Genomic DNA, 12,888 nt, shown 5'->3' on the forward strand with positions numbered 1-12,888 from the left:
TCCAATGAATTAAACAGGAAACATCAAATCAGTTTCCGTCCATCCTAATGCCTGTAGTTCCGATTTGCGAACAGGGGCATCATCTGCGACGATAAATTCATCAAGCTGTGGCGGCTTGAAGCGCGTGCCGGACAGCATCGCATGAACCTGGCCGCGATGATGCGTCTGGTGCTGGAAGAGATGCGAGAGAATATCGTCGCAGCGATCTTCCTGCACGCGCGCACCGCGATGAACACGAACCGTGGCCGCAAACCCGCTCTCGTCAAGTCTATCAACGAAAGCAATCAGATCATTGTCGAGCGCAGCTTGCGCCTCTGCCAGAGAGGACATGTCGATATAGGGCTCGCTCTTACTGAATATGCTATGTCCGAGCGATCCGCCCTTCATCGCATCGAGATAGAACATGTCCACCAGATAGATATGGTTCAGCGTTTTGCGGATCGTTGGAAAAAAGCTGGTGCGCGGTGCGACCAACTCCTCAGCCGTTAACTGAAGACATGTGTGGTGCAGGCGAACATTCGCCAGTTTGTTGTTGCGCGCCAGCTTTTTGAAGACTCGCGTCGGATCATAAGACATGCCACCAACTCCCTCGCTTGTGAGACATCACCCGGCGCGGCAGCCGCGACAAGCGCCGCCGGGCCCATGTAACGAGCGGCAGCCGAATGTCCGCTCAGCTCGCCTTACCGAGCTCCGAATGACTCTTCAAAACTTTGCCGCCATCTTCCTGTTCGATCAGATAGGCAGGCTCGTCCTTGCTGGCCTTGCGCTTGATCGTCGAGCCGTCGATCTTGCGTTCGACATCATCGGTAAAACTTTCGGCGACCTTGCCCTCGCCCTTGCCATTGCCCCACTTCCAGCTGACCTTGGTGCCTTTGCGATACGTCGTCATGCGGCTTCTCCCGTTGAAAGAACGGGAAAGCGTAGCAGCTGCGATCTGGTTCCGTCAGCCGACGAGATCGATCACGACGATTTCCGGGGGCGACAGGAAGCGGATCGGTGCGCCCGAACAGCCAAGACCGCCCGATACCACGAGATGACGATTGTTCTCCACCTTGTGACCATAGGCATAGCGCTCGCCAAAGATCGACGGAACGACGGGCCGCCAGCCGAAAAAGTTGACCTGGCCGCCATGCGTATGACCGGACAGGGTGAGCGACACGCGATCCGGGATCGTCGGAAAAATATCGGGCTCATGCGCCATCATGATGACTGGCGCATTGTCGGTGACCTGCGCCAACGTTCCGGGAAGATCGTCGAGCCCGACCGTCTCACCATTCTCCCCGCCTTCGCGAAACGCCCATTGGTCCTCAAGACCGGCGATCCAGAAGGGATGCTGCTCGCTTCCCGTTCTGATCGCGGTGTTGGAGTGCACTGTAATACCAACGGCGCGCAGCGCCCTGTGAGACGCCGTTTCCTTCAGCCGCAACCTCTGCGCCTCAGGGTCCTGCGCCCAGTCATGATTACCGCAAACGGCATGCACACCATAGGAGGCCCGCAGGCCAGACAGCGCCTTCGCCCAGGCCGCTGGCGGGACGATATCGGTGATGAAGCGCTGCATGCCGGTGACATAGTCACCGAGGAGCAGGATGATATCGCCGCCCAGCGTATTGGCGTGGTCACAGATACGAGAAATCCGCTCCGGGGACATCCACGGTTCGCAAGCATGAACATCGGCGAGCACGACGATACGCAGGCTCTGCCCCGTCGGCCAGTTCGGTGGCGTGATGCGATAGCGGGTGGTCGCAAGCCGCAGCATGGGCTCGACACCACCAGCATAGGCGCCAAGCGAAAAGAAGCAGGCGCTGGCAGTCGCGGCCATTTTAAGAAGCGCACGGCGCGTGATCAAAATTACTCGTCCTCGAGAGATAGGCGAAACTGCGCCGCTTCCAGATCCTTAGGCGGCTGCATACCAAGATGCTTCCACGCCGTCGCGGTCAAAATACGGCCACGCGGCGTCCTCTGGATAAATCCCTGCTGGATCATATAGGGCTCGATAATGTCTTCGATCGCATCGCGAGGCTCCGAGAGCCCTGCCGCGATCGTCTCGATACCCACAGGCCCACCACCGAAATTCATGGCAATCATCGTCAGATAGCGCATATCCAGCTGATCGAGACCCATATTGTCCACCAGAAGTCGGGTCAGCGCTTCGTCGGCAATCTCCCGCGTGACGGCCTCGGCGCGCGCAACTTCAGCAAAATCGCGCACGCGCCGTAGCAGCCGTCCGGCAATACGCGGCGTGCCGCGCGCGCGTCTGGCAATCTCACGCGCACCCTCATCGGTCATCGGCAGGCCCATCAACCGCGCGCCGCGCCGCACGATGAGTTCCAGCTCATCCACCGTGTAGAAGGAGAGACGGACCGGAATGCCGAAACGGTCGCGCAGAGGCGTGGTCAGAAGACCAAGGCGCGTGGTCGCGGCAACGAGGGTAAACTTCGACAGATCGATCTTCACCGAGCGCGCCGCTGGCCCCTCGCCTATGATCAGATCAAGCTGAAAGTCTTCCATGGCCGGATATAGAATTTCCTCAACCGCCGGATTGAGCCGATGGATTTCATCGATGAACAGCACGTCGCGCTCTTCAAGATTGGTCAGCAGCGCCGCCAGATCGCCCGCTTTGGCGATGACCGGACCGGAGGTGGACTTGAAGTTGACCCCCAGCTCCTTTGCCATGATCTGCGCCAGCGTCGTCTTGCCGAGACCGGGCGGCCCGACGAAGAGCACATGGTCGAGCGCCTCCCCACGGTTCTTCGCCGCTTCGATGAAGATCTTCAGATTGGCGCGCGCTTCCGCCTGACCGGTAAAATCATCCAGCGTCTGCGGGCGCAGCGTTGTGTCGATATCCTCGCCGCGCTTCTCAGCAGAAATCAGCCGTGCAGCCTCACTCATGTCAAAAGTTCCATTCCAGGTATTTTCCGCGCTGCCTTGATGTCGAAGGTGTAAATCGTTTCGCAGCCTTCGCCGAGCGACTGACACGCGATAAGCGCGTCCGTGAAGTCGGCATTATGGCGTTCAACCAGACGAATGGCTTTCACGACCTTATCGTGCCCTTCAACGACCAGACCCCGTGTGTGTAGCAACTTGCGGACTGCCAAGCTGATCTGTCGGCGATCGAAACCGTATTGTGATTTCAAAGCCCAACTGAGCTCGATCAGCGTGAGAAGCGTCACGAAGACCGTGTAGTCGCGGCCAATCCCTGCTCCAAAACGAAGAGCTGCTTCCCGTTGGCCCGGTTCATCATCAACGAAAAGACGAAGAACGACGTTCGTATCTACGCCATAGACCATCATGCAGCGGCATCCGCCTGATCATCGCCGGTATCGACGACGTTATGGCCAGCAGCCTTGCTGACGGTCTCGTCTATCTCTTCAAGGGTGGCACGGCCCCTGGGAGGCTTACCCAAGAGGCCAGCGAGATCATTGAAATCAACATTCTTGGGCGTCAGGACCACCTCGCCATCGATGATAGAGTAGACGACCTGATCTCCGGGCCTGAGGTCAAGCGCTTCACGCATGTCTTTCGGCAACGTCACCTGCCCCTTCGACGAAACGACAACTTCCCATCCCATTGCAGACACCCGTAAGAAAAAACTTGGTTTGACGGAAATATTATCATTTATCCGCAGAAGATACAAATATCCGATTTACCGAGCAAGTTCCTTCAATCCTAGCCGGATCAGCTTGGCGCTATCTCCGCCCTCTCCGCCATTCTTCAAGGCAGCCGCGACCGCATTGGCAGCCTGATCGCGCGAATAACCGAGATTGGTGAGAGCCGAGACCGCATCGGCCACGGGCGCCGGTGCCGCGCCTTCGCCGATCTCCTGCTTGAGACCAATGGCACCCGCCGCCTCTCCGGCAAAAGCAGGCGCCTTGTTGCGCAACTCGGTGACGATGCGGATTGCGACCTTTGGGCCGACGCCAGGCGCACGCGACACAACGGCCTTGTCCTGCAGTGCGATGGCATTGGCAAGTTCGGATGGGGAAAGGGTCGAGAGCACCGCAAGCGCCACCTTCGAGCCCACACCCTGGACGCTCTGCAGCAGGTTGAACCACTCACGCTCCAAGGCGCTCATGAAGCCGAACAGCTTCAACTGGTCCTCGCGCACATAGGTCTCGATGAACAGCACCACAGCCTCACCCGCGGAACCAAGCCTGGACAGCGTGCGTGCCGAGCAATGCGCCACGTAACAGACGCCATGAACGTCAACGAGAACATGGTCGTCGCCGATTTCCTCTATGGTGCCTTTGAGTTTGCCGATCATCGTCGCGTCCGTAGTATGTGTGAGTGAATCGAAAAGCAGAAATTTGTTCGCTTAACCGGCCGCGAGAACCCGGCGCATCCGGTCACCGCCGCGGTTATGCGCGTGACAGATGGCAATCGCCAAAGCATCGGCGGCATCATTGCCCTTGAACTCGGCCTTCGGCATCAGGATTTTCAACATCATGTGGATCTGCTGTTTCTCGCCGTGACCGACACCGATCACCGCCTTCTTGACAGCGTTTGGCGCATATTCGGAAACATGAAGGCCCGCGCGAGCGGGAACGAGCATGGCGATGCCACGCGCCTGGCCAAGTTTCAGCGTCGCCACCGCATCCTTGTTGACAAACGTCTGTTCGACCGCTGCTTCATCCGGCTGGTAGGAGTGGACGACCTCTGCCAACCCGTCATGTAACTGGCATAGACGGGAGGCCAGATCCATCTCGGCGTCGGAGGTAACCGTGCCGGAAGCAACGAAACGCAGGCTGTTGCCCATCGTCTCGATGATGCCCCAGCCGGTACGCCTTAAGCCCGGATCAATGCCGATAATTCGAATCGCGTTCTGCATGCCTTAAACCCTATCCTGTGGGCTTGAAACCTGCCAGCCATAAGTGAACAAAACAAAAACATTCATTGAAAAAAAGCCAGACGTTCACGCGGCTCCATGCTTCATCGGCACGTCAGTTTTTTTGAACCATCCATCAATTCGCTGCGACGACTATGGCAAATGCGACACTGAGCATTACATTTCCTTACAAAGAAATGCCGTAAGGAGCATGCCATGATTCCCTTTTCCATTCTCGATCTGTCGCCGATTGGCGATGGGGAGAACGCAAGCCAGGCGCTCGACAATTCGCGCCGCATGGCGATCAAGGCGGAAGAACACGGCTATGAGCGTTTCTGGCTCGCCGAACATCACGGTATGCCAGGCATCGCCAGCGCCGCCACATCCATCGTGATTGCCCATGTGGGCGCCGCAACGTCCCGCATCCGCGTCGGTTCGGGCGGCGTTATGTTGCCAAACCACTCGCCACTCGTCATCGCCGAACAGTTCGGCACGCTGGCCGCTCTTCTGCCTGGTCGTGTCGACCTCGGCCTCGGCCGCGCGCCAGGCACGGATATGCGCACAGCGCGTGCACTGCGCCGCAATCTCGATGCCGGTGCGGAAAACTTCCCACACGATATTGTCGAGCTTCAACGCTATCTCGGTGCACCCGAACCCGATCAGGCGATCCTTGCCGTGCCGGGGGTAAACACCAATGTGCCGATCTGGCTGCTGGGTTCCAGCATCTATAGCGCACATCTGGCCGCCGCGCTCGGCCTGCCCTATTCCTTCGCCTCGCATTTTGCTCCAGACATGCTGATGGATGCGATCGCCATCTATCGCGAGCGTTTCCAGCCGTCCGCGACGCTGGCGCAACCCTACGTTATGGTTGGCATCATGGGCGTCGGCGCGGATACGGATGAAGAAGCACGCCATCTCTTCACGTCTGCCCAGCAGCAATTCGTCAATCTGCGCAAGAACGTCCGCACGCCGTTCCCGCGACCTGTGGAGAGCATGGACGGCTACTGGAACGACATGGAACGCATCACCGTCGAGCACACGCTGCGCTATGCCGCCGTCGGTTCGCATGCGACCATCGATCGCAAACTCCAGCAGTTCCTGGGCGAGACCGGCGCGGACGAATTGATAGTCTCCATGCCGATCCACGACATCAACAAGCGTCTGCGCTCGGTGGAAGTGTTTGCGGAAGTCCGGGAAGGTGTGAAGAAGGCGGCCTGAGAGACGGTGTTCTAGCCCCCCCCCACCATCATCGCTTAAATTGAAAAAGGCCGGAGCAAGTCCGGCCTTTTGTGCTTCGCATCTGTCGCTTCCGATTGCTGTCCTCACATCGGACGAAACCCGAGAGTGTCAAGCAGACAGCTTCGCCATGACTTCTTCGGACACTTCGAAGTTCGAATAGACGTTCTGCACGTCGTCATCGTCTTCGAGGTTGTCGATCAGCTTCATCAGCGACTGGGCCTTTTCCTCATCCACCGGAACGGCGTTTTGCGGACGCCAGACGGCCTTGACGCTATCGGCTTCGCCAAGCGTGGCTTCAAGCGCCTTGGAGACTTCGTTGATGTCTTCGAATCCGCAGATGATCGTGTGGCCGTCTTCGCCGCTTTCGACGTCTTCGGCACCAGCTTCGATCGCCGCTTCCATCACCTTGTCGGCATCGCCAACGGAAGCCTTGTAGGTGATCTCACCGACGCGGTCGAAGGAGAAGGAAACCGAACCGGTTTCGCCCAGCGCGCCACCAGCCTTGGTGAAGATCGAGCGGATGTTGGAGGCAGTGCGGTTGCGGTTGTCCGTCAACGCTTCGACGATGACCGCCGTGCCGCCTGGACCGTAGCCTTCATAGCGAACGGAATCGTAGTTTTCCGCATCCGCGCCCGACGCCTTCTTGATGGCGCGGTCGATATTGTCCTTCGGCATGGACTGCGCCTTGGCGTTCTGCACGGCCAGGCGAAGAGCAGCATTCATGGACGGGTCCGGAAGGCCGGACTTGGCGGCTACGGTGATTTCACGGGCAAGCTTGGAGAACATCTTCGAACGGATCGAATCCTGTTTCCCCTTGCGATGCATGATGTTCTTGAACTGTGAATGGCCAGCCATGGCACCCCTGATCGGATCGTTTGTTTGGATTGGGGGCCTTATAAGGGCGATAAGGCGGCTGTTCAAGCCCGTAGGCTTTTCTTCTCGCATCCCGATGAGAGCGCTCAAAGGAACAGAAATCCTTTCTCGCCGTTCTGATGACAGGTGGCGCGATCATGATCAGATCGCTGCCGGAAGGAACAGGAACCGCAAGGAGAGCACTGAATGGTAAGTCTGACTGAAGCACGCGAACAACCCGCCCGTCAGCTTTGGGACGAGATCAACTCCGTCCACGCAGGCATGCTGGGTCTGGAAGGTCTCCACAGCCACATGCAGCCCATGGCGCCGCATGCCGATCCGAAGACCAACACCATCTGGTTCTTCTCCAAGAAGGATACCGACCTTGTTCAGTCGCTGAAGTCCGGCTCGCGTGCCCACTTCTGCGTCATCGGCAAGGACCATGACTACCACGCCTGCCTGTCCGGCAAGCTTGAAGTTCGCGACGACAAGAACAAGCTTGACGAGTATTGGAATTCCGTCACCGCTGCCTGGTACGAGCACGGCAAGAGCGACCCGCAGCTCGTCATGTTGGCACTGCATGTCGACGACGCCGATATCTGGGCCTCAACCGACAGCACGCTAAAGTTTGGCTGGGAAATCGCCAAGGCGAACATGTCCGAAGAAAAGATGCCGGATGTCGGCGTTCGTCAGCACCTGACCTTCGCCTGATCCTGATCTTTGATTGATCACTGAGCGCTGCGTATCCCTGAGATGCGTGGCGCTTTGCATTGTGTGGAGCGTTTCCGCAAGACCGTGGCTAGCTCTAAAGCATGTCGCGCAAAAGTGTGCAGCGGTTTTGCGATAACGACATGCGACAAAACAAGAACTTAAAGCGTCGGGAGCGAATCTGAAAGATCGCGACACGCTTTAGCCCCACTACATGCCCTGAGGTACCAGTATCTGCGGCTGCTTGGGAAGATTGCGCATCGAAACGCGGATCACCGGATCGCTGGCATAAGCGATCTTGAACTGCGGTCCGAACGCGACCAGAAACCGCTCCAGAGCGCTCGGCTGATGCATCGGCAGAATAAGCGCCGAGCGCAGGCGCTTGACGATGCGGCTCATGCTGTCGGCGCCCATCGTCAGTCCACCATCCACCGGCACCATCAGCACATCCAGCCTGCCTATTTCCGCATATTGCGTTTCCGTCAGCTCGTAGTGCAGGTGACCCAGGTGACCGATGCAGAGCCCCGCCACCTCGAAGATGAAGATCGAATTGCCGTCCTTGGTCAGCAGCCCCCCGCCGCCCCAGCGGTTGCGGATATCCGAGGTGACGTTGCGGATATAAACGTCCCCGACTTCCAGCTTGTGTTCGGCCTTTTCGCCTGGCACATCGCTCCAGCCATGCAGCACATGCTTGATCTCCGGCTCTGGCGACAGCGTGTAGTGGGTGGTGTGCGCATTGTTCATCGTCGCCACGGTGGGCATGACCGGCGGGCGATAGACGCCATTATAGTCGGTGGCGATTACCACCCCTTCCGGCGACTCGATGGTGTAGGTCGAATGCCCGATGTACTGGATCTTCACCTCCTCGCGGTCGCTCAACTGCGCCTTCTTGACATCGGTCGACTTGAAGCTCGCGAAAGTGACGCGGGGAAGAGCCTGTGCAATCGCCTGGCACTGGCTGACGGGCGGTCGATCGGGAGGCTCCTGCGCCGCGACAGAAGCGGCGCTGCACAGCATGGCGATCAATGCAGGCATGAACATGCGACGCATGGCACCACTCCCCGAAAAGGCGAATGGACGAAAAGATGCGGCAAGGATGGGGGTTCGTCTAGGTGTAAGCGGTGGGGCGCGCTCACATTGTTGTCATTGGGCGTTGGTGGGTGGAGCTTCACCCCCGAACCGGCCGCAAACCTATCAAGCCCAAAACGCCGGTATAGTCTCTGCCAACCGCGGCCCGATCCGCAAAGGCGCGATCTTCTCAGCCAACCCGGTGCTATCGGAAATCTCGACCCCAACGCCACACAGCGTCGCCGGGCCACTGGCCGCCTCGAAGCGACCCTTCGGCATTTTCGAGATGAACCGGTTGATCGGCTCTTCCTTCTCCATGCCGAGCGAGGAATCGTAATCGCCGCACATGCCTGCATCCGACATATAGGCGGTTCCGCCGTTCAGGATCTGGGCGTCAGCGGTTGGCACATGGGTGTGCGTACCCACGACGAAGCTGGCGCGGCCATCGACGAAATGGCCGAAGCATTGCTTCTCGCTGGTCGCTTCCGCGTGAAAATCGAAGATGATCGCGTCTGCCTGTTCCTTCAGCGGGCAGGCTGCCAGAATGCTTTCCGCCGAGCTGAAGGGATCGTCCAGCTCAGGATGCATGAAGACCCGGCCCATGATGTTGGCGACCAGCACGCGCGCGCCGTTGCGGGCATAAAACAGGCCCGACCCCTTGCCGGGCGTGCCCTTCGGGTAATTGGCGGGGCGCAGGAACTGGTCGTGGCGTTCACAGAAGGACACCGCCTCTTTCTGGTCCCAGACATGGTTGCCGGTGGTAACCACATCTGCCCCGGCATTGATGGTTTCCAGATAAATCTCTTCGGTAATCCCGAAACCACCAGCGGCATTCTCGCCATTGACGATGACGAAATCCAGTTTCAGGTCGGAGATCAGCCCTGGCAACTTTTCCCAGACCGCCGTGCGTCCGGTCTTGCCCACCATGTCTCCGAGAAAAAGTAGTCTCATGCCCCTGCCCTGCCAGAAAAATGCCGCAAGCCGCTTTCGGTCAAAATCGCGTCCAGCGCAACGTCATGCGCTTCCGCCGGCACTGATGGCACTTCCTGGCAGTCGAATGCAATGCCTATCAGCAAGGGTTCCAGCCCTTTTGCATGCAGGCGGGCAATAGCGCGGTCGTAATGTCCCGCCCCATAGCCGATACGCTGGCCGCGACCATCGAAGGCGGAAAGCGGCACGAGGAGGATAGCCGGGTCAAGGACGGCCGAACTCTCGTCCGGCCCCTGGGTGCCGAAGCCGGTCTTTACCAGTTCCGCGCCGCGCATGAATTCGCGAAAGACGATGGTCTCACGGTCGAGCATCACCGGCAGGCAAAGTGTCGCGCCCTCGTCGCGCAAAGCTTCCATCAAAGGTCTGGTGTCGGCCTCGGAGCGGATCGGCATGAAGCCGGAAACGACGGTGCCAGGTGCAAACGACAAAGCCGCCACAGCCTTTTCGGCCATGGCGGCGCTTTTTTCACTCCGCTCTTTAACGGAAAGAGCGTCCCGCAGGGCGAGACGCTCGAGACGCAATTGCGCTTTGGTGAGAGACTGAGCCTCGCTCATCATGCAGCCCGGCTGACGAGAACCTTGTCGATGCGGTGGCCGTCGAGATCGATGACCTCAAAGCGCCAGCCGTTGCGGGTTACATGCTCGCCCAGTTCCGGCAGACGGCGGAATTCGTCCAGCACCAGACCGGCGACGGTTTCGAACTCGGCATCCTCGTCGATCTGGAAGCCCATGCGGTCGGCAAATTCATCTGCCGCCATCCAGCCGGCAACCAGGAAGCTGCCGTCTTCGCGCTGTACCATGGCTGGCTCTTCGCCATCATCCTCCTGGAAGGCACCGGTAATGGCCTCCAGAATGTCGCCGGAGCTGATGATACCCTCGAAGTGGCCGTATTCGTCGTAAACCAGAACCATATGCACCGTGGAACGGCGCAGCGACTGGATCACGTCGACGGCGCTGGTGAGGTCGGACACGACCGGCACTTCGCGCAGCAATTCGCGAATGTTCAGCTCTTTGCCCGACGCCAGTGCATCGAACGCATCCTTGGCGAAAAGCACGCCGAGAATTTCGTCGGACGCACCGTTTCGCACCGGCAGGCGCGAACGCTGGGTGCCGCGAAGCTGTTCGCGGATTTCCTCCGCCGTGTCCTCGATATCGACGACTTCAACATCGCGGCGTGGCGTCATCAGGCCACGTGCATTGCGGTCGGCAAGACGCATGACGCCGGTGATCATCGCCGATTCTTCGGTCTCGATCACGCCGGCACTATGGGCTTCTGCCAGAACCGTGCGGATTTCGTCGTCGGTAACGGAAGCGTTGGATTCACCGCTATGACCAAGAATGGCCAGCACGATCTTGCCTGACTTATCAAGAAGCCAGACGACCGGTGCACCGATCTTCGACAGGAAGACCATGGCCGGCGCCACGCGGGCCGCGACCTTTTCAGCGTCGCGCAGCGCGATCTGCTTTGGTACCAGCTCGCCGACGATCAGCGACAGGTATGTGATGGCAACGACCACGACGCCGACGCCAAGCGCATCCGCGGCACGATCCGGCACGCCCTGCTCGATCAGCCATGCTGTGAAGCGGGTACCGAGTGTAGCGCCCGAGAAGGCGCCGGAAAGAATGCCGACCAGTGTAATACCGATCTGCACGGTGGACAGAAAACGTCCGGGATTTTCAGAAAGATTGAGCGCCATTGTGGCACCCTTGCTGCCTTGAGCGGCCAGCACTTTAAGTCTCGCCGGTCTGGAAGAGACGACAGCAAGCTCGGACATGGCGAGCACCCCGTTCAATACGGTGAGCAGGACCACGATCATAATTTCAGTAAACAAGTTTAGCTCTTTGGGCTGTTGAACGGCACGTCGCGGTTGCAACCGCATTCGCCTTTAGGACAGGCTGAACGGACATACCAATCCGAATAATAAAGAATTGTTCCATCAATGCAATGACAACATCGTGCCACTGCAAAGCTTTCATTGTGAAACCGATAAAATAATCGTGGGCATCGCGCTTCAAGCAAAAGGACGCGATTTAAAACCGATGGTTTGTTGCAACGCCATCAAAGAGCGCAGCCACTCGGGGTTCGAAATGATAAAGTGCGTCCGCGACGACCGATGGATGTTTACGATCCTGGGTGCCTACAAACGTAGGTGGGCACCGTGTGTCCAGCCCCACGAGGCCGGACAGGGACAGCTCCCTTTGGATCGAGTATGGCCCCAGGGATTGTGGTTCCTGTCGAGAAGCGCAGAACGCACGCTCTATATATGATGGTTCGTCGCGTTTCGAAAGAGGCTACCGAAGACAAACTTGATGGCAACCTTACGATCGCAAGCTCAATTGACGGACGGCTTCGGCCTCTCCACCAGTTTCTCGGTAATGCCATTCAGCCGCGTAGCAAGATCGGAGATGGCAAGCACGATCTGCTCGTCCGCCTTTGCCTTGCTTTGCGCCATGCCGTCACTGTTCTGCTGCAGGGAGGCCACCTGGTTTTCCAGCGCCTCGATCTTGCGCGACAGTTCCGACATCTCGTCGGTGATCATGATGCCGGCCATGACGGTTAGTCTCAGATCGCCGATTTCACCGAACTGGCTTTTGAGATGGCCGACATAGCGATCGAAACGGGAGGCGAGATCGGTCAGGTGGTCTTCCTGTCCGGCTTCGCAGGCCATGCGATAGGCTTTGCCGTCGATCATCACGGTGACTTGAGCCATGGGCCTTTTCCTCTTATCTGTCCAGCACGGCGCGGATGGTTTCCATGGCCGTGACCAGACGGCGCGAGACCTCGCGGTTCACCTCTTCGAGACGGTTGGCGCGAAACTGCGACTGGTCGAGCTCCTGGGCAAGACGGGCACGATCCACATGGACGCGCTTGACTTCACTCTCCACCTCGGCACTTTCCCGCTGGCGCTCAAGGCGCATGTCGAGGGCGTTTTCCAGGCTGGTGATTGCGGAGCTCAGCTCCGACAGCGCAACATGTATGGTCTTTTCCGCCGTCATCGTTTCTTCCAAACCGCGTAAGCGGCAAACCCGAATCGTTGCCGCCCGATGTCACTCAAGGCCAGAACACGATATGACCCGTTTTGCGCCCGCGTCAATCAAACCAATACATTCAAGCACTTTGCGCTGTGGATGAATGCACCCTGATAAGGATTTCGACAAACGAAGCCGTGACTCTTCTTGCCCGATTCTGGCCACACCTTGGCACCAGAA

General features: G+C 58.6%; 17 protein-coding genes and 1 other RNA gene. 2 read left to right on the top strand and 16 right to left on the bottom strand.

Annotated elements, in window-relative coordinates:
- Positions 1 to 9: 9 nt before the first annotated feature.
- The 8 genes from WKI41_RS09160 to ruvC all read right to left on the bottom strand — a co-directional run bounded on the left by WKI41_RS09160 (position 10) and on the right by ruvC (position 4,825).
- Positions 10 to 576 (bottom strand): DinB family protein, encoded by a 567-nt coding sequence (locus WKI41_RS09160; protein ID WP_340193176.1) that lies wholly within the window; start codon positions 574 to 576, stop codon positions 10 to 12.
- Positions 577 to 670: 94 nt separating this feature from the next.
- On the bottom strand, positions 671 to 889 hold the full coding sequence (locus tag WKI41_RS09165; protein WP_340193177.1) for a DUF2945 domain-containing protein: 219 nt from the start codon (positions 887 to 889) through the stop codon (positions 671 to 673).
- 54 nt (positions 890 to 943) lie between these two features.
- A complete protein-coding gene (locus tag WKI41_RS09170) occupies positions 944 to 1,846 on the bottom strand; it encodes a metallophosphoesterase (protein WP_425341006.1) in 903 nt (300 codons plus the stop codon).
- A gap of 2 nt (positions 1,847 to 1,848) precedes the next feature.
- Complete coding sequence (gene ruvB, locus WKI41_RS09175) at positions 1,849 to 2,889, bottom strand: Holliday junction branch migration DNA helicase RuvB (protein ID WP_306934128.1); 1,041 nt, start codon at positions 2,887 to 2,889, stop codon at positions 1,849 to 1,851.
- On the bottom strand, positions 2,886 to 3,290 hold the full coding sequence (locus tag WKI41_RS09180; RefSeq protein WP_340193178.1) for a PIN domain-containing protein: 405 nt from the start codon (positions 3,288 to 3,290) through the stop codon (positions 2,886 to 2,888). Before WKI41_RS09180 ends, ruvB begins: the two co-directional genes overlap by 4 nt.
- Positions 3,287 to 3,568: an AbrB/MazE/SpoVT family DNA-binding domain-containing protein gene (locus WKI41_RS09185; protein WP_340193179.1), complete on the bottom strand. Its 282-nt coding sequence runs from the start codon at positions 3,566 to 3,568 to the stop codon at positions 3,287 to 3,289. Before WKI41_RS09185 ends, WKI41_RS09180 begins: the two co-directional genes overlap by 4 nt.
- A 75-nt stretch (positions 3,569 to 3,643) precedes the next feature.
- Positions 3,644 to 4,261, bottom strand: a complete 618-nt coding sequence (ruvA, locus tag WKI41_RS09190) for a Holliday junction branch migration protein RuvA (RefSeq protein ID WP_340193180.1) — start codon at positions 4,259 to 4,261, stop codon at positions 3,644 to 3,646.
- 51 nt (positions 4,262 to 4,312) lie between these two features.
- On the bottom strand, positions 4,313 to 4,825 hold the full coding sequence (gene ruvC / locus WKI41_RS09195) for a crossover junction endodeoxyribonuclease RuvC (protein ID WP_340193181.1): 513 nt from the start codon (positions 4,823 to 4,825) through the stop codon (positions 4,313 to 4,315).
- 213 nt (positions 4,826 to 5,038) lie between these two features.
- Between ruvC and WKI41_RS09200 the strand changes: the two genes are divergently transcribed.
- A complete protein-coding gene (locus tag WKI41_RS09200; RefSeq protein WP_340193182.1) occupies positions 5,039 to 6,040 on the top strand; it encodes an LLM class flavin-dependent oxidoreductase in 1,002 nt (333 codons plus the stop codon).
- Positions 6,041 to 6,169: 129 nt separating this feature from the next.
- On the opposite strand, the gene WKI41_RS09205 is transcribed toward WKI41_RS09200, so the two are convergent.
- The gene (locus tag WKI41_RS09205; protein ID WP_340193183.1) at positions 6,170 to 6,916 is read right to left on the bottom strand and encodes a YebC/PmpR family DNA-binding transcriptional regulator; all 747 of its coding nucleotides are present in this window, start codon (positions 6,914 to 6,916) and stop codon (positions 6,170 to 6,172) included.
- A gap of 204 nt (positions 6,917 to 7,120) precedes the next feature.
- Between WKI41_RS09205 and WKI41_RS09210 the strand changes: the two genes are divergently transcribed.
- Positions 7,121 to 7,624, top strand: a complete 504-nt coding sequence (locus WKI41_RS09210; RefSeq protein WP_340193184.1) for a pyridoxamine 5'-phosphate oxidase family protein — start codon at positions 7,121 to 7,123, stop codon at positions 7,622 to 7,624.
- Between the two features lie 207 nt (positions 7,625 to 7,831).
- On the opposite strand, the gene WKI41_RS09215 is transcribed toward WKI41_RS09210, so the two are convergent.
- The 7 genes from WKI41_RS09215 to WKI41_RS09245 form a co-directional block, all read right to left on the bottom strand.
- Positions 7,832 to 8,671: an MBL fold metallo-hydrolase gene (locus tag WKI41_RS09215; RefSeq protein WP_340193185.1), complete on the bottom strand. Its 840-nt coding sequence runs from the start codon at positions 8,669 to 8,671 to the stop codon at positions 7,832 to 7,834.
- Between the two features lie 144 nt (positions 8,672 to 8,815).
- Positions 8,816 to 9,640 (bottom strand): TIGR00282 family metallophosphoesterase, encoded by an 825-nt coding sequence (locus tag WKI41_RS09220; RefSeq protein ID WP_340193186.1) that lies wholly within the window; start codon positions 9,638 to 9,640, stop codon positions 8,816 to 8,818.
- Entirely contained in the window at positions 9,637 to 10,233 is a 597-nt protein-coding gene (locus WKI41_RS09225) for a 5-formyltetrahydrofolate cyclo-ligase (protein ID WP_340193187.1), read from the bottom strand. The genes WKI41_RS09220 and WKI41_RS09225 overlap by 4 nt, the downstream gene beginning before the upstream one ends.
- Entirely contained in the window at positions 10,233 to 11,495 is a 1,263-nt protein-coding gene (locus WKI41_RS09230; protein WP_340193272.1) for a hemolysin family protein, read from the bottom strand. The genes WKI41_RS09225 and WKI41_RS09230 overlap by 1 nt, the downstream gene beginning before the upstream one ends.
- A 279-nt stretch (positions 11,496 to 11,774) precedes the next feature.
- A non-coding RNA gene (gene ssrS / locus WKI41_RS09235) (6S RNA) lies at positions 11,775 to 11,932 on the bottom strand.
- A gap of 79 nt (positions 11,933 to 12,011) precedes the next feature.
- The gene (locus tag WKI41_RS09240; RefSeq protein ID WP_340193188.1) at positions 12,012 to 12,389 is read right to left on the bottom strand and encodes a cell division protein ZapA; all 378 of its coding nucleotides are present in this window, start codon (positions 12,387 to 12,389) and stop codon (positions 12,012 to 12,014) included.
- 13 nt (positions 12,390 to 12,402) lie between these two features.
- Positions 12,403 to 12,675: a DUF4164 domain-containing protein gene (locus tag WKI41_RS09245; RefSeq protein ID WP_340193189.1), complete on the bottom strand. Its 273-nt coding sequence runs from the start codon at positions 12,673 to 12,675 to the stop codon at positions 12,403 to 12,405.
- Between the last annotated feature and the right edge of the window lie 213 nt (positions 12,676 to 12,888).

It is taken from the genome of Agrobacterium larrymoorei (assembly GCF_037722385.1).
Lineage (GTDB): Bacteria > Pseudomonadota > Alphaproteobacteria > Rhizobiales > Rhizobiaceae > Agrobacterium > Agrobacterium larrymoorei_C.